This window comes from Streptomyces sp. Ac-502, from assembly GCF_045222935.1.
Classification (GTDB): domain Bacteria; phylum Actinomycetota; class Actinomycetes; order Streptomycetales; family Streptomycetaceae; genus Streptomyces; species Streptomyces monomycini.
Genome location: NZ_JBHFFO010000001.1, coordinates 5,964,207 through 5,984,263 on the forward strand (window position 1 = coordinate 5,964,207; position 20,057 = coordinate 5,984,263).

Here is a 20,057-nt window from a genome sequence, read left to right on the forward strand (position 1 = left end):
CCCCGGGCTCCCGGGCCGGCCCGGCTACTTGTCGATGTCGCCGACCACGAAGAACAGCGAGCCGAGGATGGCGACCATGTCGGCGACGAGCGTCCCGGGCAGCAGCTCGGCCAGCGCCTGGATGTTGTTGTACGACGCCGAGCGGAGCTTGAGGCGGTACGGGGTCTTCTCGCCCTTGGAGACCAGGTAGTAGCCGTTGATGCCGAGCGGGTTCTCGGTCCAGGCGTAGGTCGCGCCCTCGGGGGCCTTCAGCACCTTCGGCAGGCGCTGGTTGATCGGTCCGGGCGGCAGCTCGGCGATCCGGTCCAGGCAGGCGTCGGCCAGCTCCAGGGAGTTGTGGGTCTGCTCCAGGAGGCACTCGAAGCGGGCCAGGCAGTCGCCCTCCTCTCGGGTCACCACCCGCAGCGTGTCCTGGAGTTCCGGGTACGCGAGGTAGGGCTCGTCGCGGCGCAGGTCGAAGTCGACACCGGAGGCGCGGGCGATCGGCCCGGAGACGCCGTAGCCGTGCACCGCCTCGCGGCTCAGTACGCCGATGCCGCGCGTCCGGCCGCGGAAGATCTCGTTGCCGAGGACCAGCCGGTCGAAGACGCCCATCCGGGAGCGGACCTCGGAGACGGCGTGCCGGGCGCGGCCGAGCCAGCCGGCCGGCAGGTCCTCCTTGAGGCCGCCGACGCGGTTGAACATGTAGTGCATCCGCCCGCCGGAGATCTCCTCCATGACGTTCTGCAGTTCTTCGCGCTCGCGGAAGGCGTGGAAGACGGGGGTGATGCCGCCCAGCTCCAGGGGTAGGAGCCGAGGAACATCAGGTGGTTGAGGACCCGGTTCAGCTCGGCGAGCAGCGTACGGGTCCACACGGCGCGCTCGGGGACCTCCATGCCGAGCATCCGCTCCACGCCGAGGACCACGCCCAGCTCGTTGGAGAAGGCCGACAGCCAGTCGTGGCGGTTGGCGAGCATGATGATCTGGCGGTAGTCGCGCGCCTCGAAGAGCTTCTCGGCGCCGCGGTGCATGTAGCCGATCACGGGTTCGGCGTGCTGGATGCGTTCGCCGTCCAGGACGAGGCGCAGCCGCAGCACGCCGTGCGTGGAGGGGTGCTGCGGGCCGATGTTCAGCACCATGTCGGTGCTCTCCGCCGCGCCGCCGATGCCGACCGTGGTCTCCGTCATGGGAACAGTCTCGCAGTTCGGGCCGGGGGAGTCCGGTGGGGTCGGGCGGCGGCCGGGCGACCGACGGGCGGGGCCGGGCCGCGGACGGGTTCTTGGCGGGCGGCGGACGGTTGCTTCAGGGGGTGAGCAGGCCCGTACAGACGCCGCCGACCGGTTGCAGGAGCCAGCCGAAGGAGCCGAGGCCCGCCGGGTCGGTCAGCTCCGCCGCCGCGCCCGCCGAGCCGAGGGCCCGTACGTAGGCGGCCGGGTCGCTGGACGCGAGGGAGAGGGGCGGGCGGCGGCCGTCGACGCCGAGGGCGTGCAGCGCCTGCCGCTGGGTGACGCGCTCGGCGCCGGGGCCCGCGCAGGCGTCCAGGGCGACGTGGGCGGTGATGTCGCAGGTGCCGTCCGGTACGGGGGCGCCTCGCGGCCCTCGCGGAAGCCGGTGAGGGTGCCGAAGGGCGGGCGGGTGTCCCGGGTGTGCGCGTAGTCGGCGGTGGCGGCGAGGCCGGCGCGCAGAGTGCCGACCGCGCGGGACCAGGCCGCGTCGCGCGGGTGGCCGATCTCGGCGCGCAGCCCGGGGGCGTCGGCCGGCAGGGGCCACCACCGGGTGAGCCACGCGGCGTCCGCGCCGGTGACCGGGGTGCCGAGCCGTTCGGTGCCGTCCGGGCGGACCAGTACGTACCGGAGCACGCCGTCCCCGTCGGTCTCGGCGACGTCGACCGGGACGTTGTCGAGCCACTCGTTGGCGAAGAGCAGGCCGGTCAGGGAACCGGGTGCGGGCAGCTCCGGGAGCCAGGTGACGCGGTCGTCCAGTCCGGCCGGCCGGGGGCGCGTTCGACGGCGTAGGGGCGCACGCGGGCGCACACCGGTTCCGGGAGCGCCGCCAGTACTCCGGTCAGCAGCTCGCCACGCCCGGCGCCCACATCGATCAGCGCCAGCTCCGCCGGACGGCCCAAGGCCACGTCGACGCGGCACAGCAGGGTGGCGAGGGCTTCGGCGTACCGGGGGGAGACGTGCACGGAGGTACGGAAGTGGCCGGCGGGGCCCGGCCCGTCGCCGCTGGTGTAGAAGCCGCCGGGGCCGTACAGGGCCCGCTCCGTGGCGTCCCGCCAGCCGCACCAGTCGTGTGTCACCGCACCACGGTACGCGGGGACGGGTGGGCGTGCGGACGCGGGCGCGGACGGCGGCGGGGCCCGGTGTCAGGCCCGTCTCCACCTTGCGGAGTACTCCCGTCCCCCAGGATCGCCCGTCCGGTTGACCCGTACACCTATACGGCCTGCCTACGCTGGGTGACGTGCAGCGTCTCTACGACTTCTTCCGCAGGCATCCGACAGGGGTGGATACCTTCTGGGCCGTCCTCCTGTTCGGTTTCAACTGTCTGATGCTGGTCGCGTCGGCGGATGTGCAGAGCGAGCGCCGGACGATCCTCGAAGCTCTCGTCGTCGCCGCGATGTGCCTCACCGTCGCCCTGCGGCGCAAGGTGCCCGAGAAGATGCTGCTGCTGTCCGTCCTGGTCGGCCTCTGCCAGCTGGTGTTCGACGTACAGCCGAATCCGTCCAACTTCGCCATGCTGGTGACCATTTACACGGTCGCCTCGGGCACCAGGCGCTGGGCCTCGCGTACCGCTCTGGGCGGTGCGCTGATCGGCCCGACGCTCTACGCCGTCCGCAGCGGCAACGGTGAGGCGCCGCCCGGCAACCTGTGGCAAGGGCTGTTCGTCCTGGGGCTGTTCACCGTCCCCTTCGTGCTGGCGTGGGTGCTCGGCGACTCGGTCCGTACCCGCCGCGCGTACTGGGCCCAGCTGGAGGAGAAGGCCGCCCGGCTGGAGAAGGAGCGCGAGACCCAGTCGCGGATCGCGGTGGCCGCCGAGCGCGCCCGCATCGCCCGCGAGCTGCACGACGTCGTCGCGCACAACGTGTCCGTGATGGTGGTCCAGGCCGACGGCGCCGCCTACGTCCTGGACGCCGCGCCCGAGCAGGCCAAGCAGGCCCTGGAGACGATCTCCGGCACCGGCCGGCAGGCGCTCGCCGAGATGCGGCGGCTGCTCGGCGTGCTGCGCACCGGCGAACAGCCGGAGAGCGGCGAGTACGTACCGCAGCCCGGCGTCGAGCAGCTGGCCGACCTGATCGACCAGGTGCGGGGAGCCGGACTGCCGGTCGACTTCCAGGTGGCGGGCGAACCGCGCCCGCTGCCCAGCAGCGTCGAGCTGACCGCGTACCGCATCGTGCAGGAAGCGCTGACGAACACCCGCAAACACGGCGGCCCGGACGTCGGCGCCACGGTCCGCCTCGCCTACCGCGACGCCGAGCTGGACCTGCTGGTCGAGGACGACGGGCGCGGCGCCCAGCACGAGCTGTACGAGGGCGGCGGGACGGACGGCCTCGGCCACGGGCTCATCGGCATGCGCGAACGCGTCGGCATGGTCGGCGGCAGTCTGGACGCGGGGCCGCGGCCGGGGGAGGCTTCCGGATCAGCGCGGTCCTGCCGCTCAAATCGGGGCAGTGAGGCGGGGACGACGCCCCGCTCCCCCCACCCGTACGTACCCTGTTGCCGCGCCGACGCCGGCCGGCCCTCCCGGCGCCGGGACCACCGGCTCCGCCCCCCGCACCGCCGTTGAAAGGGACCTCCTGCCATGACTGTCCGAGTAATGCTCGTCGACGACCAGGTGCTCTTGCGCACCGGTTTCCGCATGGTGCTGGCCGCCCAGCCCGACATGGAGGTCGTCGCCGAGGCCGGTGACGGGGTGGAGGCCCTGGAAGTGCTCCGGTCCACCAAGGTCGACGTCATCCTGATGGACGTGCGGATGCCGCACCTGGACGGGGTGGAGACCACTCGCCGGATCTGCGCGGGCGGCCAGCAGGCGGACGCGCCGAAGGTGCTCATCCTGACCACCTTCGACCTGGACGAGTACGCCTTCTCCGCGCTCAAGGCCGGGGCCAGCGGCTTCATGCTGAAGGACGTGCCGCCGAGCGAACTGCTCGCCGCGATCCGCGCGGTGCGCAGCGGTGACGCGGTGGTCGCGCCCTCGACCACCCGCCGACTGCTGGACCGGTTCACGCCGATGCTGCCGGCGTCCGCCGCCGAACCGGTCCGCCCGGAGATCGGACGGCTCACCGAGCGCGAGCGGGAGGTGCTGCTGCTGGTGGCCCAGGGGCTCTCGAACGGCGAGATCGCGGCGCAGCTGGTGCTGTCGGAGGCCACGGTCAAGACGCATGTGGGCCGGATCCTCACCAAGTTGGAGCTGCGGGACCGGGTGCAGGCGGTGGTGCTCGCCTACGAGACGGGACTCGTACGGGCCGGGGGCGGCGCGGGGGCGTAACGGCTGCGGGGGCGGTGACGGTCGGGCCGTGGTCTTCGGGCGGCGGTGGTCGGGCCGTGGTGGTCGGGCTGAGGCGGTCGAGCCGTGGTGGTCGAGTCGTGACGGGGGCCGGGGCGCGGTCGTCGGGTTGGGGCGGTCGAGCCGTGCCGGGGCTCGGGTCGAACGGGCCTGGAGGGGACGCGAGTTGCGGGTGGTGCGGGGTTGACGGGGGTGGTGGAGCGGAGGAGATTGGGCGCGCTCGGTAAGGAAACTTTCCTAACAGAGGGGCCCTCCTGTGCGCAGACGAACCTTCGCCCTGGCCACCGCCGCCGGAACCGCGCTGCTCGCCGCCGCCGCGCTGCCCGCCACCGCCCAGCCGGCCGCGACCTCCGCCGCCGCGAACGCCGTGAGCCGCCCGGGCGTCACCGAGGGCTCGGTCAGCGCCGCCGACCTGCTCGCCAAGGTCACCGGCTGTTCGCAGATCTCCCACGGCAAGTACCGCACCGACGAGGAGACATCGGCGACCATCCCCGTCTGCGGCAAGAAGAACGCCGTGTTCTGGAAGGCGGACATGGACATCGACTGCGACGGCCAGGTCACGGCCAAGTGCAACAAGGACACCGACCCCTGGTTCCAGCCGGAGACCCGCTGGAACCAGTCCGACGGCAAGCCGCTGAACGCCGAGAAGCTGCCGTACGTCGTCGTCCCCTCGGTCAGCGGCATCTGGGACTTCGAGTCCGCGGGCATCAAGGGCGGCGGCATCGTCGCCGTCATCCACAAGAACAAGGTCGAGTACGCGGTCGTCGGCGACAGCGGTCCCGAGAAGATCATCGGTGAGGCGTCGTACGCGGCCGCCAAGGGCCTCGGCATCGACCCCGACCCGGCCACCGGCGGAGCCGAGTCCGGCGTCACCTACATCCTGTTCAAGAACTCCAAGGCGTCCCCCATCGAGAGCCACAGCGACGCCGTCACCCGCGGCGACGCCCTCGCCAAGAAGTTCCTCCAGGAGAACTGAGCGCCCCGCATGCCCCCGGCCGACCGTCGGATCAGCGCAGCACCCCTCCAGGAAGTCGCTGCCCAGGCGCGCCACCACCCGGACGTCCAGCTGGTGCAGGACGTACCGGCCGCGGCGTCGGGTCTGGAGCAGCCCGGCCTTCTTGAGGACGGCGAGGTGCCGGGAGACCTCCGGCGCGGATATGCCGAGCGAGGTGGCCAGTTCACCGGTCGTGTAGGCGGTACGGGCCAGGTGGCGGCACATGCGTATCCGCATCGGGTGGGCGAGCGCTTCGAGCCGGGACTCGACCAGGGCGATCGAGGCGGGGCCGGCCGGCTCCGGCGCCGCCACGGGATAGTGGATCACCGGGCGCCAGCCCCGCGCGTGCAGCACGCTCAGGTGCGGCCAGCCGAACGAGGTGGGGATGAAGGTGATCCCGGCCCCGACGTCCGGATCCACGGCCGTGCCCTGGCCGTGGGACAGCTTGTCGACGACGATGCGCGACCGGGACGCGTCCAGCGTCACCGCGGACGACACCTCGGCCAGCGCTTCGGCCAGGCCCTTGTGGCGCAGCACCTCCGCCTTGTGCCGCGCGTCGGCGGCGAGGTGGACGCGCACCCGCTGCCAGACGTCCGCGAAGAACGCCTGCTCGCAGTCCTCCAGCAGGCGGCGGAGCCAGGCCCGTACGGCGGGCGGGTCGGCGAGCAGCCGCTGCGCGAAGTCGGCCTGCCGGGGGCCGCGCGCCGTGGCCCGCTCCAGCGCCAGCCGCCGCGCCTCGGCGTCCACCAGCGGCGACGGGCCACCGCGGCAGTACCCGCTGGTGCAGTTGATCTCCAGCGCGGCGTTCACGAACAGTTCGTCGTCGAGCCGGTCGAGCAGGTCCAGGTCCTCGGCGAGCGTCGCCCCGGGCTGCCCGGCGATGTCCGGCAGCGCGGCGAACGGCATCGTCACGTCGGAGAACGTCGGCCCCCACAGGAAGTCCGCTTCACACAGCCGGTCGGCCAGGTCGGGTTCGAGCGCACTGGCCGTCGCGGTCGTCCAGCCGTGCAGGCCGGGGTGGTGGCCGGGCTCGGCGAGCGCGTGCAGGGCGGCCCCCAGCTCGGCGAGCGGCGACGGGCTGAACACCGTCCGCTCGGCGGGCAGCCCCGCCACATCGATCCACACACTCAAATCCGTCTCTCCCCGTTCCCACTCCGAGTACGGCACTGGCGCCGCACATGCCATTCGGTCGGCGCGGCGGCCCGGTCGACGCTTGGTCGCGTGGCGGTCAGGCGCGCGCCGGACCGACCCGACCCGGACCGACCCGGACCGACCCGACCCGGACCGACCCGACCCGGACCGACCCGACCCGGACCTCGCCTGCCCCGGGACGCCCGATGCGCTCCCCGGGGGCCTCGCTTCCCGGGGCCCCCTCCCCCCACCCACCCCCGGCTCTGGTCATCATCATGCGTGAGCCCGTGACCTGCGTCGCCGTCGATTGACGGCTCTCGTCAATCGACGAGCCACCCGTCGCCGGACGGCCTCACTGTGGTGTCCATGAACGCATCCCAGCAGCACATGCTCGACGCCTACCGCGCCGCCCAACGCGGTGAGAGCGCGCCCGTCCTCCCCGGTGCCGGGGACGTCCAGGCCGTACGCGAGATCCGTCGGTGGCTGCGCTTCCAGGCCGTGGTCACCGCACCCGCCGACCGCCCCCTGGCCCGCCTCCGCCGCGCCGTACACCGGGTCCTCACCCGGCGGCCGGCACGCCCCGTACACCTCCGTCGGACCGCCCGCCCCGCCCAGGCCGAGCCGCTGTCGCACCCCCTCTCGGTCCGTCCTCCGCTTCCGTCTCCACCCCCACCATGACGGGTCACGCCCGCCTCTGCGACCCCTGTGGATAACCTCTGCGAACACCTCCGTCACCCCTGTGGAGAACAGCCCGGGGAACGGCGGGCGAAGCAGCTGGGGGCACGCCCGGAACCGCAGCCGGGAACGCGCCCGACGACGCGGTACGAGACACCCGTCTCAGCCTGCGTACGGCTCTGAAGAGCGCCGTAAACACTCGCGTAGCATGGCGAACGAATCGTCCGGTACCCCCCGCGGACTGGAACGGAAGGCCGTCGCCGCGTGAACACAACTCCACCCACCGAGGCCCAGGACCGCCCCGCCCGACTGACCGTCGGAGTCGTCGGCGCAGGTCGCGTCGGGCCCGCCCTCGCCGCATCGCTCCAGCTCGCCGGACACCGGCCGGTCGCCGTGTCCGGTGTCTCCGACGCCTCCGTACGGCGTGCGGCGGCGCTCCTGCCCGACGTGCCGGTCGTCTCCCCGGCCGAGGTGCTGCAACGCGCCGAACTGGTGCTGCTCACGGTGCCCGACGACGCCCTGCCCGGGCTCGTCGCGGGCCTCGCCGAGACCGGTGCCGTACGGCCGGGCCAGCTGCTCGTCCACACGTCGGGGCGGTTCGGTACGGCCGTCCTCGACCCGGCCACCCGCGCCGGCGCCCTGCCGCTCGCCCTGCACCCCGCCATGACCTTCACCGGTACGCGCGTCGACGTGCAGCGGCTGGCCGGCTGCTCCTTCGGTGTCACGGCGCCCGAACCGCTGCGGATGGCCGCCGAGGCGCTGGTCATCGAGATGGGCGGGGAGCCGGAGTGGATCGAGGAGGGGCCCGCCCGCTGTACCACGCGGCGCTCGCCATCGGTGCGAACCACCTGGTCACCCTGGTGGCGCAGGCCATGGAGCTGCTGCGGGAGGCCGGTGTCGGCGCGCCCGACCGGATGCTCGGCCCGCTGCTGGGCGCGGCCCTGGACAACGCGCTGCGCTCCGGTGACGCCGCCCTGACCGGTCCGGTCGCCCGCGGCGACGCCGGTACCGTGGCCGCGCACGTCTCGGAGCTGCGCAAACACGCGCCGCAGAGCGTCGCGGGATACCTTGCCATGGCCCGTACGACGGCCGACCGCGCCCTGGCGCACGGCCTGCTGAAGCCGGAGCTGGCCGAGGACCTGCTGGACGTCCTGGCCAACGTCGGCGACGGCACCAGCACCAGCACCAGCGGCACCAGCACCGGAGGCGCGCCGCCGTCGCCCGGCGACCACCGCGAAAGCCCGTCCGGCGACCACCCCGAAGAAGGCGACCGATGAACGCCCCGCGCACGCGCCTGGTGCACACCGCGGCCGAGCTGCGTGCCCTGCCGGGCTGCACCGGGCAGCGGGCCGTCGTCATGACCATGGGGGCCCTGCACGAGGGGCACGCGACGCTGGTCCGCGCCGCCCGCGACCGGGTCGGCCCGGCGGGGCAGGTCGTCGTCACCGTCTTCGTCAACCCGCTCCAGTTCGGCGCCGGTGAGGACCTCGACCGCTACCCGCGCACCCTGGAGGCGGACCTCGCGCTCGCCGGCGCGGCCGGCGCGGACGCCGTTTTCGCGCCCGGTGCCGGTGAGGTCTATCCGGGCGGCGCGCCGCAGGTCCGCATAGCCGCCGGTCCCATGGGCAACCTCCTGGAGGGGGCCAGCAGACCGGGCCACTTCGACGGCGTGCTGACCGTCGTCGGCAAGCTGCTGCACCTCACCCGTCCCGACGTGGCCCTCTTCGGCCAGAAGGACGCGCAGCAACTGGCCGTGATAGAGCGCATGGTGGCCGACCTGAACTTCGACGTACGGATCGTCGGTGTCCCCACCGTCCGTGAGGACGACGGGCTGGCCCTGTCCAGCCGTAACCGCTATCTTTCCGCGGCGGACCGCCGGACCGCCCTGGCGCTGTCCCGGGCCCTGTTCGCGGCCCGTGACCGGCTCGCCGCCGAGGAGGCCCTGCGGGACCGCGCCTCGTACGCGACGCACACGGCCCACCGGGTGCAGGACCGTTCCGTGGCGCTCGCCGCCCTGGGGGAGGACCGCGCGGCGGCCGACGCGCACGCCCTCGCGCACGCCGCCGCGACCCCGCCGCGGGGCCCCGCGGTGGCGCGCGCGGCGGCCCGTGTCGTCCTGGAGGACGCGGCCCGCCTGGATCCGCCGCTGGCGCTCGACTACGTGGCGCTCGTCGACCCGTCCGATTTCACCGAGATTCCGGACGCGTACGAGGGGGAGGCCGTCCTCGCGGTCGCCGCCAAGGTCGGTACCACCCGACTCATCGACAACATCCGTCTCACGTTCGGAGCGCCCCGATGAACGGCACCGGCCCCACAGCCACCACCTCCAGCCCCACCGGCCCCACAGCCACCGCCTCCGGCCCCACCCCCACCCTCCGCCTCCAGGCCCCCGCCCCCGGCTGGTCCATCGAGGCCGACGTCGTCGTGGTCGGCTCCGGGGTCGCGGGCCTGACCGCCGCGCTGCGCTGCGCCGCCGCCGGCCGCCGTACCGTCGTGGTCACCAAGGCCCGCCTGGACGACGGCTCCACCCGCTGGGCCCAGGGCGGCATCGCGGCCGCGCTCGGCGAGGGCGACACCCCGGAACAGCACCTGGCGGACACCCTCGTCGCGGGCGCCGGACTGTGCGACGAGGCCGCCGTACGGACCCTGGTCACCGAGGGCCCGGACGCCGTCCGCCGCCTCGTCGCCACCGGGGCGCGCTTCGACACCGAGCCCGGCGGCGACGAGATAGCCCTCGCCCGCGAGGGCGGCCACCACCGCCGCCGGATAGCGCACGCGGGCGGCGACGCGACCGGCGCCGAGATCTCCCGCGCCCTGGTGGACGCCGTCCGTACGCAGGGCCTGCGCACCATCGAGAACGCCCTCGTCCTGGACCTGCTCACGGACGCCGACGGCCGCACGGCCGGTGTCACCCTGCACGTGATGGGCGAGGGCCAGCACGACGGCGTGGGCGCCGTGCACGCCCCCGCGGTGGTCCTGGCCACCGGCGGCATGGGCCAGGTCTTCGCCGCGACCACCAACCCCGCGGTCTCCACCGGCGACGGTGTCGCCCTCGCGCTGCGCGCCGGCGCCGAGGTCTCCGACCTCGAATTCGTCCAGTTCCACCCGACGGTGCTCTACCTCGGTCCGGACGCGGAGGGCCAGCAGCCGCTGATCTCGGAGGCGGTACGCGGCGAGGGCGCCCACCTGGTGGACGCCGACGGCACCCGCTTCATGCTCGGACAGCACGAACTCGCCGAGCTGGCCCCGCGCGACATCGTCGCCAAGGCCATCATGCGCCGTGCCCAGGAACAGGGCACCGACCACATGTACCTGGACGCCCGGCACTTCGGCGCCGCCATGTGGGAGCAGCGCTTCCCGACCATCCTCGCCGCCTGCCGCGCCCACGGCATCGACCCGGCCACCGAGCCGATCCCGATCGCGCCCGCCGCGCACTACGCCTCCGGGGGCGTACGGACCGACCTGTACGGCAGGACGACCGTGCCCGGCCTGTACGCGTGCGGCGAGGTGGCGTGCACCGGCGTGCACGGCGCGAACCGGCTGGCCTCCAACTCCCTCCTGGAGGGCCTGGTCTTCGCCGAGCGCATCGCGGACGACATCACGGCCGCGCCCGTCCGGCGGCCCGGCCCCGTCGTCGGGCCCGCCGCCGCCCCCGTACCGCTGCTCGCCCCCGAGGCGCGGCCCGTGATCCAGCGGACCATGACCGCCGGGGCAGGAGTGCTGCGCTCCGCCGCGAGCCTCGTCGAGGCCTTCTCCGCGCTGGTCCGCATGCAGCGCGCCGCCGCCGACCCGGGCCCGGCCGACGGGCCCAAGCCCGCCGAGCCCGGCGTCGAGGCGTGGGAGGCCACCAACCTCCTGATGGTCGCCCGGGTCCTGGTCAGCAGCGCCCGCAACCGCGAGGAGACCCGCGGCTGCCACTGGCGCGAGGACCACGCCGACCGGGACGACACCGCCTGGCAGCGGCACTTCCTGGTCACCCACCGCCCGCCGCACACCCTGCACTTCCGTACGACCGACACCGCCGCCTTCCCCGCGACGACCGCCGCACCCGCGCCCGAAACGGAGCCGAACCAGTGAGCACCCCCGACGACCTCCCCCTGCACCGGATCGGCCGTCCGGGCCAGGCCGCTGACCAGGCTGCCCAGGCCCAGGCCCCGCAAGGCGGCTGCGGCGACTCCTGCGGCTGCGGCGCCGGTGACGGCGCGTACGAGATCGACCCGCTCGCCTGCGGGCTGGACCCCGACCTCGCGGCCCTCCTGGCCGAGGCCGGGCTGGACCCCGTACAGGTCGAGGACATCGCCCACATGGCCGTCGAGGAGGACCTCGACCAGGGGGTGGACGTCACCACCGTCGCCACCGTCCCCGAAGACGCGGTCGCCACCGGCGACTTCACGGCCCGTCAGGCGGGGACCGTGGCCGGACTGCGGGTCGCCGAGGCGGTGCTGTCCATCGTGTGCACCGCGGAGTTCGAGGTCGAGCGGCACGTCGAGGACGGCGACCGCGTGGAGGCCGGCCAGAAGCTGCTCAGCGTCACCACCCGCACCCGCGACCTGCTGACCGGCGAGCGCAGCGCCCTGAACCTGCTCTGCCGCCTGTCCGGCATCGCCACCGCCACCCGCGCCTGGGCCGACGCCCTGGAGGGCACCGGCGCCAAGGTCCGCGACACCCGCAAGACGACGCCCGGCCTGCGGGCGCTGGAGAAGTTCGCGGTGCGCTGCGGCGGCGGCGTCAACCACCGGATGTCGCTGTCGGACGCGGCCCTGATCAAGGACAACCACGTCGTCGCGGCGGGCGGTGTGGCCGAGGCCTTCAAGGCCGTACGGAACGAGTTCCCGGGCGTGCCGATCGAGGTGGAGGTCGACCGGCTGGACCAGATCCCGCCGATCCTCGCCGAGGGCGCCGACCTGATCCTGCTGGACAACTTCACCCCCGACCGGACCCGCGAGGCGGTGGCGCTGGTGGCCGGGAAGGCGATCCTGGAATCCTCCGGACGGCTCACCCTCGACAACGCCCGCGCCTACGCCGAGACCGGGGTGGACTACCTGGCCGTGGGCGCGCTCACCCACTCCTCCCCGATCCTCGACATCGGTCTCGACCTGCGCGAGGAGCGCTGACGCAGATGCTGCTCACCATCGACGTAGGCAACACCCACACCGTCCTCGGCCTGTTCGACGGCGAGGAGATCGTCGAACACTGGCGGATCTCCACCGACGCCCGCCGCACCGCCGACGAACTCGCGGTCCTCCTCCAGGGCCTGATGGGCATGCACCCGCTGCTGGGCGAGGAGCTGGGCGACGGCATCGAGGGCATCGCCATCTGCTCCACCGTCCCCTCGGTCCTGCACGAGCTGCGCGAGGTCACCCGGCGCTACTACGGGGACGTTCCGGCCATCCTGGTCGAGCCCGGCGTCAAGACCGGCGTGCCGATCCTGATGGACAATCCCAAGGAGGTCGGCGCCGACCGGATCATCAACGCGCTGGCGGCCGTGGAGCTGTACGGCGGGCCGGCCGTGGTGGTCGACTTCGGTACGGCCACCACGTTCGACGCGGTCAGCGCGCGCGGCGAGTACGTCGGCGGGGTGATCGCGCCCGGCATCGAGATCTCGGTGGAGGCGCTCGGCGTGAAGGGCGCGCAGCTCCGCAAGATCGAACTGGCCCGGCCGCGCAGTGTGATCGGCAAGAACACCGTCGAGGCCATGCAGTCCGGCATCCTGTACGGCTTCGCCGGCCAGGTCGACGGGGTCGTCCAGCGCATGGCGCGGGAGCTGGCGGATGACCCGGACGACGTGACGGTGATCGCCACCGGCGGGCTGGCGCCGATGGTGCTCGGCGAGTCCTCGGTCATCGACGAGCACGAGCCGTGGCTCACGCTGATCGGTCTGCGGCTGGTGTACGAGCGCAATGTGACGCGGGGCTGAGGGCCGTCCGGCCCGGCCGGCCTCCACGGCGAATTGCCCGCTTAGGCCCTATACGTACCGACTTCTAACCGAAGAGGCTTTTACTGCTTCCTGCGCGTTCCGCGACACTTGCGCCGTTCTTATGCCGTTAAGCGGATTTTGTCCGGCAGCGGCGTAAGGTCTGCCCATGCCTATGCCATACGGATCCCGCGGCGGTATGGCCTTCAGCGCCGACGAGTTGCGCGTGCTGCGGCGCGCGCTCGCCGCCGCACTCCAGCCGACGCGCCACACGACCGGTGCCCCGACGGGCTACGACGCCGACGGCGCCCAGGAGGTCCAGGAGTACCTGCGGCTCGCCGAGGCGGTGGACGAGGCGGCGCGCGAGGGCGGGCGGCTGCGCGCCTTTCTCCTCGCCGACCTCGCCCGCTACCGTGACGCCCTCCCCGGCTCCGCACACGGCTACCTGGGGCAGCTCCAGGAGGCCCTGGCGGCCGGTTACGACCCCGTCCCCGCCGACCTCGCCGCCCTGCGCCTGCTGTGCGCGCGGCAGCGGGGACCTGAGGAACACGCGCGCCGTACCGCCCTGCTGCGCCACTGCGAGCGCCTCGCCGAGCGCTCCGTACGGGCCAGGCTGCGCGCTCTGCCCGGTGGCAGGGTGGCGGACGAGCCCGCGCCCGTCCCCGCGCCGGACCCGCGCCCGAAGGCGCCGCGCCCCGGCCGCCCCGTCCCCACGCCGGGCGAGGTCTTCCCGCCGCGCCGCAAGCCCGTGCGGCCCCCCGCGACCCGGTCCGCGTGAGCGCTGCGTACTCTGGAATCCTCACTCCCGAAGGAGGCCCCTGGTCATGGATTACGTCGCAGCGCTGGTACCGCCCGTGGTGATGGCCGTGGCGTTCGTCGCGCTCATCGTGACGATCGTGAAGAGCCAGGGTGGCGAGAACAAGTCCAAGGAGGACGCGGCGGTCGACGCCGCGCTGGCCCGCGCCGAGGGCGCCCGCCAGGAGCCCAAGGCACACGGCGCCTGACCCGCGCCGGCCGGGCCCGTCCCGGCCTCCCGCGCCCGGCCCCCGGGTGCCGACGGTGTTCGTCCATCCGTTCGGTCACCTGGTCGGCCTTGCGCACGGCACACCTCCGTACGGCCCGAGATTGCGCATCTCGGGCCGTACTGCCTTTTTCCGGGGTAAATCAACCGAGTAAGAACCGGCATTTGCGACATCTCCCACTATTGTGCTGCTGTGCCACGACGCTTGGGTGATCTGGAAGACGCGGTCATGACGCGGGTGTGGGAGTGGAACCGCCCGGTCACCGTTCGGGAAGTCCTGGAAGATCTGCAGAAGGAACGGTCGATCGCCTACACAACGGTGATGACCGTATTGGACAACCTCCATCAGAAGGGCTGGGTGCGCCGGGAAGCCGAAGGGCGCGCCTATCGATATGAGGCGGTCTCCACTCGTGCCGCCTACTCGGCCGCACTGATGAACGAGGCGTGGTCCGCGAGTGACAACCCCGCGGCGGCCCTGGTGGCCTTCTTCGGGATGATGTCGCCGGAACAGCGACATGCCCTCAGGGATGCCGTGCGTATGGTGCAGGGCGACGAACCGGCGGAACCCGCGCCGGCCCCGCCGCGGACCGGCCGCGCCGAACGGGAACCGCCCGTACCGGCGGAACGGCCGGACCACGGGGAACGCGCCGGTGAACCGGCCGCGGAACGCGCGCGGGAACCTTCCGTACCCCCGGAACAGGCCGCAGAGGGCGAAGCGGATGCGGGAGAAGTACCCGCCCCGGGATCCGGTGACCCGGGGCGATAGCGTCGCGCCATGCCGCCCCTGACTAATGGACTCACCGTCCGCCGTGCCCGGACCAGCGATGTACCGGCCGTACGCCGGCTCATCGACGCCTACTCCCCGGACGGCATCCTCCTCGACAAAGCCACCGTGACGCTTTACGAGTCCATCCAGGAGTTCTGGGTCGCCGAGCGGGACGAGGACGCCGAGGTCGTCGGCTGCGGAGCGCTGCACGTCATGTGGGAAGACCTGGCCGAAGTGCGCACTTTGGCGGTGGACCCGCGGCACAAGGGCGCCGGAGTCGGCCACCAAGTCCTCGACAAGCTGCTGCGCACCGCGGGCTGGCTCGGAGTGCGGCGCATTTTCTGCCTCACCTTCGAAGTGGACTTCTTCGCCAAGCACGGGTTCGTGGAGATCGGTGAGACGCCCGTCGACGGCGATGTCTACAGCGAGCTGCTGCGTTCCTATGACGAGGGCGTTGCCGAGTTCCTCGGTCTCGAACGAGTGAAGCCCAACACCCTGGGCAACAGCCGGATGCTTCTGCACCTGTGATCAGCGTTCTATGTCCGAATCGCGCCCCTATCTCATAGCTGTGGAAGCAAGCGTTCCCCGGCCGTGGTGCAACTGAACCCTACCCAGGGGTTTGTGTTTTTCCCGGAAAAGCGGTTTGCTTTCCGTCGTAATCCGCATTCGATGAAAGGGAAACCGGTGGCACAGAAGGTTCAGGTTCTTCTTGTCGACGACCTCAACGGCGGCGAGGCCCATGAGACCGTGACGTTCGCCCTCGACGGCAAGTCCTACGAGATCGACCTGTCCGACGACAACGCGCACAAGCTGCGCGAGTCGCTGGCCGAGTTCGTGAAGGCGGGCCGCAAGACCGGTGGCCGTTCCGGTGGCCGCGGCAAGGCGCGCGCGTCTTCCGGCGGCAGCCCGGACACCGCGAAGATCCGCGCGTGGGCGAAGGAGAACGGCTACAACGTCAATGACCGCGGCCGTGTGCCCGCGGAGATCCGTGAGGCGTTCGAGAAGGCGAACGGCTGACCGCAGTACCCGCAATCCGTTTGTCTTCGAGCTTGACGACCGCGCAGCAAACGGGCCCGGTGGCATTCCGTGGCCGCCGCGCTCACGAGTCGTACGAGGTCGGGGGCGCGCCCCTGGCGATCCGCGAGGGGAACACCGCGGCCCCCGCGCCCTGCCCCTGTCCCCGTGGTGGGCAGAGCCGCCTCGATCTCGCGTCCCGGCTCGGGAGGCCGCACCCACCCCGCGGCCTCCCGTGGGCCCGATCCGTACGGCCACCGCGCCCGCGGTGACGGCGGCGGGGACGGCGCGGGCATCCGGTCCCCGGTGCCGCGTGCGGTCAGATCCAGCCCCAGCGAGCCCCATTCCAGCCATTCCAGAAGCTCCGGCAGTTCCTCCGCGGCCCCCGCGGTCACGAGGACGAGCATCCTGGGACCGGCGGAGCCGCTGCGGTCGATCAGTACGGGCCCCGTGGGGCCCACCCGCCCCAGTACGGCCCGGCCCGCGTCGGCCGGCAGATCGAGGGCGTCGAAGCGCACCCCGGTCAGCAGCTCCACCGGCTCCGTGCCGGTGGTCGGCCAGCGCAGCTCGTCCTCGTACCACTGCCGTACGGCGGCGAGGGCGGAGCGGGAGCGCGGGAGCGCGACGGGCATACCGGGAGCAACTCGCGAAACTCCGAGAAGTTACGCTGGGTTGACACGCGGGTGCGGACTGTCGCCACGGAAGGGAGCGTGCGGGGGCGTGACGGCGCAATGGGCGGCGCTCGGGTGTTCGCCCATAGCGGATGGAACGGGCCCACGCCGCATGGAGTGTCCGTGGCGGCGGGTAAGACATCCCCAGTGGGGAGAGACGGTGCGGCGGCGTGCGCAGCGCTTTTTCCGGAGCGGCGACGGGCTCCGGGCGGGCGTGTCGGTGACGGGTGCGTTCGCCACGGGCGTACTGGCCCGGGGCGTATATGCCTGGCCTGCGGGAACATCGTCTCGCACCATCGGGTTGGAGCAGATGTCGGCTGTTCGGCAGCAGATTTCCCCGCCGTCGCGGGGGTGATCCGGACGGATGTCGGCAGTTGGAATGAGCTGTCCCGTCCCACGGGACTAGCATGCGGAAGGACAGGGAGGGGACCGACCCCTAACTGCCTGACCGCTCTGAGGAGCGATTAACGATGTTCGAGAGGTTCACCGACCGTGCGCGGCGGGTTGTCGTCCTGGCTCAGGAAGAAGCCCGGATGCTCAACCACAACTACATCGGCACCGAGCACATCCTCCTGGGCCTGATCCACGAGGGTGAGGGTGTCGCCGCTAAGGCCCTGGAGAGCCTCGGGATTTCGCTCGAGGCGGTCCGCCAGCAGGTGGAGGAGATCATCGGCCAGGGGCAGCAGGCCCCGTCCGGTCACATCCCCTTCACCCCCCGTGCGAAGAAGGTCCTGGAGCTGTCGCTCCGCGAGGCCCTTCAGCTCGGCCACAATTACATCGGTACGGAGCACATCCTGCTCGGCCTGATCCGCGAGGGCGAGGGCGTCGCCGCCCAGGTCCTGGTGAAGCTGGGCGCCGATCTGAACCGGGTGCGGCAGCAGGTCATCCAGCTGCTCTCCGGCTACCAGGGCAAGGAGGCCGCCACCGCCGGCGGCCCGGCCGAGGGCACCCCTCGACCTCGCTCGTCCTGGACCAGTTCGGCCGCAACCTGACGCAGGCCGCCCGCGAGACCAAGCTCGACCCGGTGATCGGGCGCGAGAAGGAGATCGAGCGGGTCATGCAGGTGCTGTCCCGCCGTACCAAGAACAACCCGGTCCTCATCGGCGAGCCCGGCGTCGGCAAGACGGCGGTCGTCGAGGGCCTGGCCCAGGCCATCGTCAAGGGCGAGGTGCCCGAGACCCTCAAGGACAAGCACCTCTACACCCTGGACCTGGGCGCCCTGGTCGCCGGCTCCCGCTACCGCGGTGACTTCGAGGAGCGCCTGAAGAAGGTGCTCAAGGAGATCCGCACCCGCGGCGACATCATCCTGTTCATCGACGAGCTCCACACCTTGGTGGGTGCGGGCGCCGCCGAGGGCGCGATCGACGCCGCGAGCATCCTCAAGCCCATGCTGGCGCGAGGCGAGCTGCAGACCATCGGTGCGACGACGCTCGACGAGTACCGCAAGTACCTGGAGAAGGACGCGGCCCTGGAGCGCCGTTTCCAGCCGATCCAGGTCGCGGAGCCGTCGCTGCCGCACACCATCGAGATCCTCAAGGGCCTGCGCGACCGTTACGAGGCGCACCACCGCGTCTCCATCACGGACGAGGCCCTGGTCCAGGCCGCCCAGCTGGCCGACCGCTACATCTCCGACCGCTTCCTGCCGGACAAGGCGATCGACCTGATCGACGAGGCCGGCTCCCGGATGCGCATCCGCCGGATGACCGCGCCGCCGGACCTCCGCGAGTTCGACGAGAAGATCGCCGACGTGCGCCGGGAGAAGGAGTCCGCGATCGACTCGCAGGACTTCGAGATGGCCGCGGGCCTGCGCGACAAGGAGAAGCAGCTCCTGGCCGCGAAGGCGAAGCGGGAGAAGGAGTGGAAGGCCGGCGACATGGACGTCGTCGCCGAGGTCGACGGCGAGCTGATCGCCGAGGTCCTGGCCACGGCGACCGGCATCCCGGTCTTCAAGCTCACCGAGGAGGAGTCCTCGCGGCTGCTGCGGATGGAGGACGAGCTCCACAAGCGCGTCATCGGCCAGAAGGACGCCATCAAGGCGCTCTCGCAGGCCATCCGCCGTACGCGGGCCGGTCTGAAGGACCCCAAGCGCCCCGGTGGCTCGTTCATCTTCGCCGGTCCCTCCGGTGTCGGTAAGACCGAGCTGTCCAAGACACTCGCCGAATTCCTGTTCGGCGACGAGGACGCGATGATCTCCCTCGACATGTCGGAGTTCAGCGAGAAGCACACGGTCTCCCGGCTCTTCGGCTCGCCTCCCGGCTACGTCGGCTACGAAGAGGGCGGCCAGCTCACCGAGAAGGTGCGCCGCAAGCCGTTCTCCGTCGTGCTGTTCGACGAGGTGGAGAAGGCCCACCCCGACATCTTCAACTCCCTGCTGCAGATCCTGGAGGACGGTCGCCTGACCGACTCCCAGGGCCGGGTGGTGGACTTCAAGAACACGGTCATCATCATGACGACCAACCTCGGGACCCGGGACATCTCCAAGGGCTTCAACCTGGGCTTCGCCGCCCAGGGCGACACCAAGAGCAGCTACGAGCGGATGAAGAACAAGGTCAACGAAGAGCTCAAGCAGCACTTCCGGCCCGAGTTCCTCAACCGTGTCGACGACACGGTGGTCTTCCACCAGCTCACCGAGGAAGACATCATCCAGATCGTCGACCTCATGATCGCCAAGGTGGACGAGCGCCTCAAGGACCGCGACATGGGCATCGAGCTCAGCGGTGAGGCCAAGAAGCTGCTCGCCAAGCGCGGCTACGACCCGGTGCTGGGCGCCCGCCCGCTGCGCCGGACCATCCAGCGCGAGATCGAGGACGCTCTCTCGGAGAAGATCCTCTTCAGCGAGCTGCGCTCGGGCCACATCGTGGTCGTCGACATCGAGGGTGAGGGCGAGAACGCCAAGTTCACCTTCCGCGGCGAGGAGAAGGCGGCTCTGCCGGACGCCCCGCCCGTCGAGTCCGCGGCCGGCGGCCCGGACCTGTCGAAGGACGCGTGACGGCCGGCGGTACGGACCGGGCGCCCAGCGCCTGACCGGCACGGCAACCGACGCCGCGGCCCGGGACCTGCTCCAGGTTCCGGGCCGCGGCGCCGTCGTGTGCGGGGGCGGGAGCCGCGTACGACGGGGTACGGGCGCGGGGCGTCCGGCGCCGTGAGCGGAAGTATTTTTCCGTACCGGGTGCGGGGATATCCGTAACCACCGGGATGCGGGGCGTTCCGCTCCGGTACGGAAGCGGCGCGGGCTATTGCCCGGCTCTCCCGGGCGTAAAGGGAAAACGTCATTCCGGTTTGCTCCGGCGGTATTGCCCGGGCGGCACCGTCCGAATACGCACCGGGTTATTCCGCGGAACCGGGAACTCGAAGGCGGAACGCCGGGTACGGGCCCGGTAAGACAG

At 72.1% G+C, this 20,057-nt stretch carries 14 protein-coding genes and 5 pseudogenes; 15 read left to right on the forward strand and 4 right to left on the reverse strand.

Annotated features, from left to right (window positions below; all coding sequences use genetic code 11):
• Nucleotides 1-24: 24 nt before the first annotated feature.
• A pseudogene (locus ACEXOX_RS27100) lies at nucleotides 25-1,166 on the reverse strand (NADH-quinone oxidoreductase subunit D).
• A gap of 115 nt (nucleotides 1,167-1,281) precedes the next feature.
• Nucleotides 1,282-2,281 (reverse strand): annotated as a pseudogene (locus tag ACEXOX_RS27105) (SAM-dependent methyltransferase).
• 161 nt (nucleotides 2,282-2,442) lie between these two features.
• Between ACEXOX_RS27105 and ACEXOX_RS27110 the strand changes: the two are divergent.
• The 3 genes from ACEXOX_RS27110 (at nucleotide 2,443) to ACEXOX_RS27120 (ending at nucleotide 5,461) form a co-directional block, all read left to right on the forward strand.
• Nucleotides 2,443-3,765, forward strand: coding sequence for a sensor histidine kinase (locus ACEXOX_RS27110; protein ID WP_406523811.1), 1,323 nt, complete (start codon nucleotides 2,443-2,445; stop codon nucleotides 3,763-3,765).
• A gap of 15 nt (nucleotides 3,766-3,780) precedes the next feature.
• A complete protein-coding gene (locus ACEXOX_RS27115) occupies nucleotides 3,781-4,467 on the forward strand; it encodes a response regulator transcription factor (RefSeq protein ID WP_125045720.1) in 687 nt (228 codons plus the stop codon).
• A 274-nt stretch (nucleotides 4,468-4,741) separates the two neighbouring features.
• Nucleotides 4,742-5,461, forward strand: coding sequence for a glycoside hydrolase family 75 protein (locus ACEXOX_RS27120; protein WP_406523812.1), 720 nt, complete (start codon nucleotides 4,742-4,744; stop codon nucleotides 5,459-5,461).
• A 42-nt stretch (nucleotides 5,462-5,503) separates the two neighbouring features.
• Here the strand turns inward: ACEXOX_RS27120 and ACEXOX_RS27125 are convergent.
• A pseudogene (locus ACEXOX_RS27125) lies at nucleotides 5,504-6,610 on the reverse strand (DUF5937 family protein); the annotation flags it as partial.
• A 366-nt stretch (nucleotides 6,611-6,976) separates the two neighbouring features.
• Here ACEXOX_RS27125 and ACEXOX_RS27130 point away from each other — a divergent pair.
• The 11 genes and pseudogenes from ACEXOX_RS27130 (at nucleotide 6,977) to ACEXOX_RS27180 (ending at nucleotide 16,003) form a co-directional block, all read left to right on the forward strand.
• Entirely contained in the window at nucleotides 6,977-7,288 is a 312-nt protein-coding gene (locus ACEXOX_RS27130) for a hypothetical protein (RefSeq protein ID WP_406523813.1), read from the forward strand.
• 261 nt (nucleotides 7,289-7,549) lie between these two features.
• Nucleotides 7,550-8,562, forward strand: a pseudogene (locus tag ACEXOX_RS27135) (Rossmann-like and DUF2520 domain-containing protein).
• Nucleotides 8,559-9,584, forward strand: coding sequence for a pantoate--beta-alanine ligase (gene panC, locus ACEXOX_RS27140; protein ID WP_406523814.1), 1,026 nt, complete (start codon nucleotides 8,559-8,561; stop codon nucleotides 9,582-9,584). The pseudogene ACEXOX_RS27135 and the gene panC overlap by 4 nt, the downstream one beginning before the upstream one ends.
• Nucleotides 9,581-11,362, forward strand: a complete 1,782-nt coding sequence (locus ACEXOX_RS27145) for an L-aspartate oxidase (RefSeq protein ID WP_406523815.1) — start codon at nucleotides 9,581-9,583, stop codon at nucleotides 11,360-11,362. Before panC ends, ACEXOX_RS27145 begins: the two co-directional genes overlap by 4 nt.
• Nucleotides 11,359-12,399 carry a carboxylating nicotinate-nucleotide diphosphorylase gene (gene nadC / locus ACEXOX_RS27150; RefSeq protein ID WP_406523816.1) on the forward strand — a complete coding sequence of 347 codons (1,041 nt, stop codon included), beginning with the start codon at nucleotides 11,359-11,361 and terminating at the stop codon, nucleotides 12,397-12,399. The genes ACEXOX_RS27145 and nadC overlap by 4 nt, the downstream gene beginning before the upstream one ends.
• Before the next feature lie 5 nt (nucleotides 12,400-12,404).
• Nucleotides 12,405-13,202 carry a type III pantothenate kinase gene (locus ACEXOX_RS27155; RefSeq protein ID WP_030025335.1) on the forward strand — a complete coding sequence of 266 codons (798 nt, stop codon included), beginning with the start codon at nucleotides 12,405-12,407 and terminating at the stop codon, nucleotides 13,200-13,202.
• A gap of 166 nt (nucleotides 13,203-13,368) precedes the next feature.
• Nucleotides 13,369-13,977 (forward strand): hypothetical protein, encoded by a 609-nt coding sequence (locus ACEXOX_RS27160; protein WP_406523817.1) that lies wholly within the window; start codon nucleotides 13,369-13,371, stop codon nucleotides 13,975-13,977.
• Nucleotides 13,978-14,023: 46 nt separating this feature from the next.
• A complete protein-coding gene (locus ACEXOX_RS27165; RefSeq protein WP_003982975.1) occupies nucleotides 14,024-14,203 on the forward strand; it encodes a hypothetical protein in 180 nt (59 codons plus the stop codon).
• 246 nt (nucleotides 14,204-14,449) lie between these two features.
• Nucleotides 14,450-14,986: a BlaI/MecI/CopY family transcriptional regulator gene (locus ACEXOX_RS27170; RefSeq protein ID WP_406526483.1), complete on the forward strand. Its 537-nt coding sequence runs from the start codon at nucleotides 14,450-14,452 to the stop codon at nucleotides 14,984-14,986.
• Nucleotides 14,987-14,995: 9 nt separating this feature from the next.
• Entirely contained in the window at nucleotides 14,996-15,514 is a 519-nt protein-coding gene (locus ACEXOX_RS27175) for an amino-acid N-acetyltransferase (RefSeq protein WP_030025332.1), read from the forward strand.
• Nucleotides 15,515-15,670: 156 nt separating this feature from the next.
• Nucleotides 15,671-16,003: an Lsr2 family protein gene (locus ACEXOX_RS27180; RefSeq protein ID WP_030025331.1), complete on the forward strand. Its 333-nt coding sequence runs from the start codon at nucleotides 15,671-15,673 to the stop codon at nucleotides 16,001-16,003.
• Here the strand turns inward: ACEXOX_RS27180 and ACEXOX_RS27185 are convergent.
• Entirely contained in the window at nucleotides 15,934-16,632 is a 699-nt protein-coding gene (locus ACEXOX_RS27185; RefSeq protein ID WP_406523818.1) for an SCO3374 family protein, read from the reverse strand. The genes ACEXOX_RS27180 and ACEXOX_RS27185 overlap by 70 nt on opposite strands.
• Nucleotides 16,633-17,141: 509 nt before the next feature.
• Between ACEXOX_RS27185 and ACEXOX_RS27190 the strand changes: the two are divergent.
• Nucleotides 17,142-19,660, forward strand: a pseudogene (locus tag ACEXOX_RS27190) (ATP-dependent Clp protease ATP-binding subunit).
• Nucleotides 19,661-20,057: the final 397 nt, after the last annotated feature.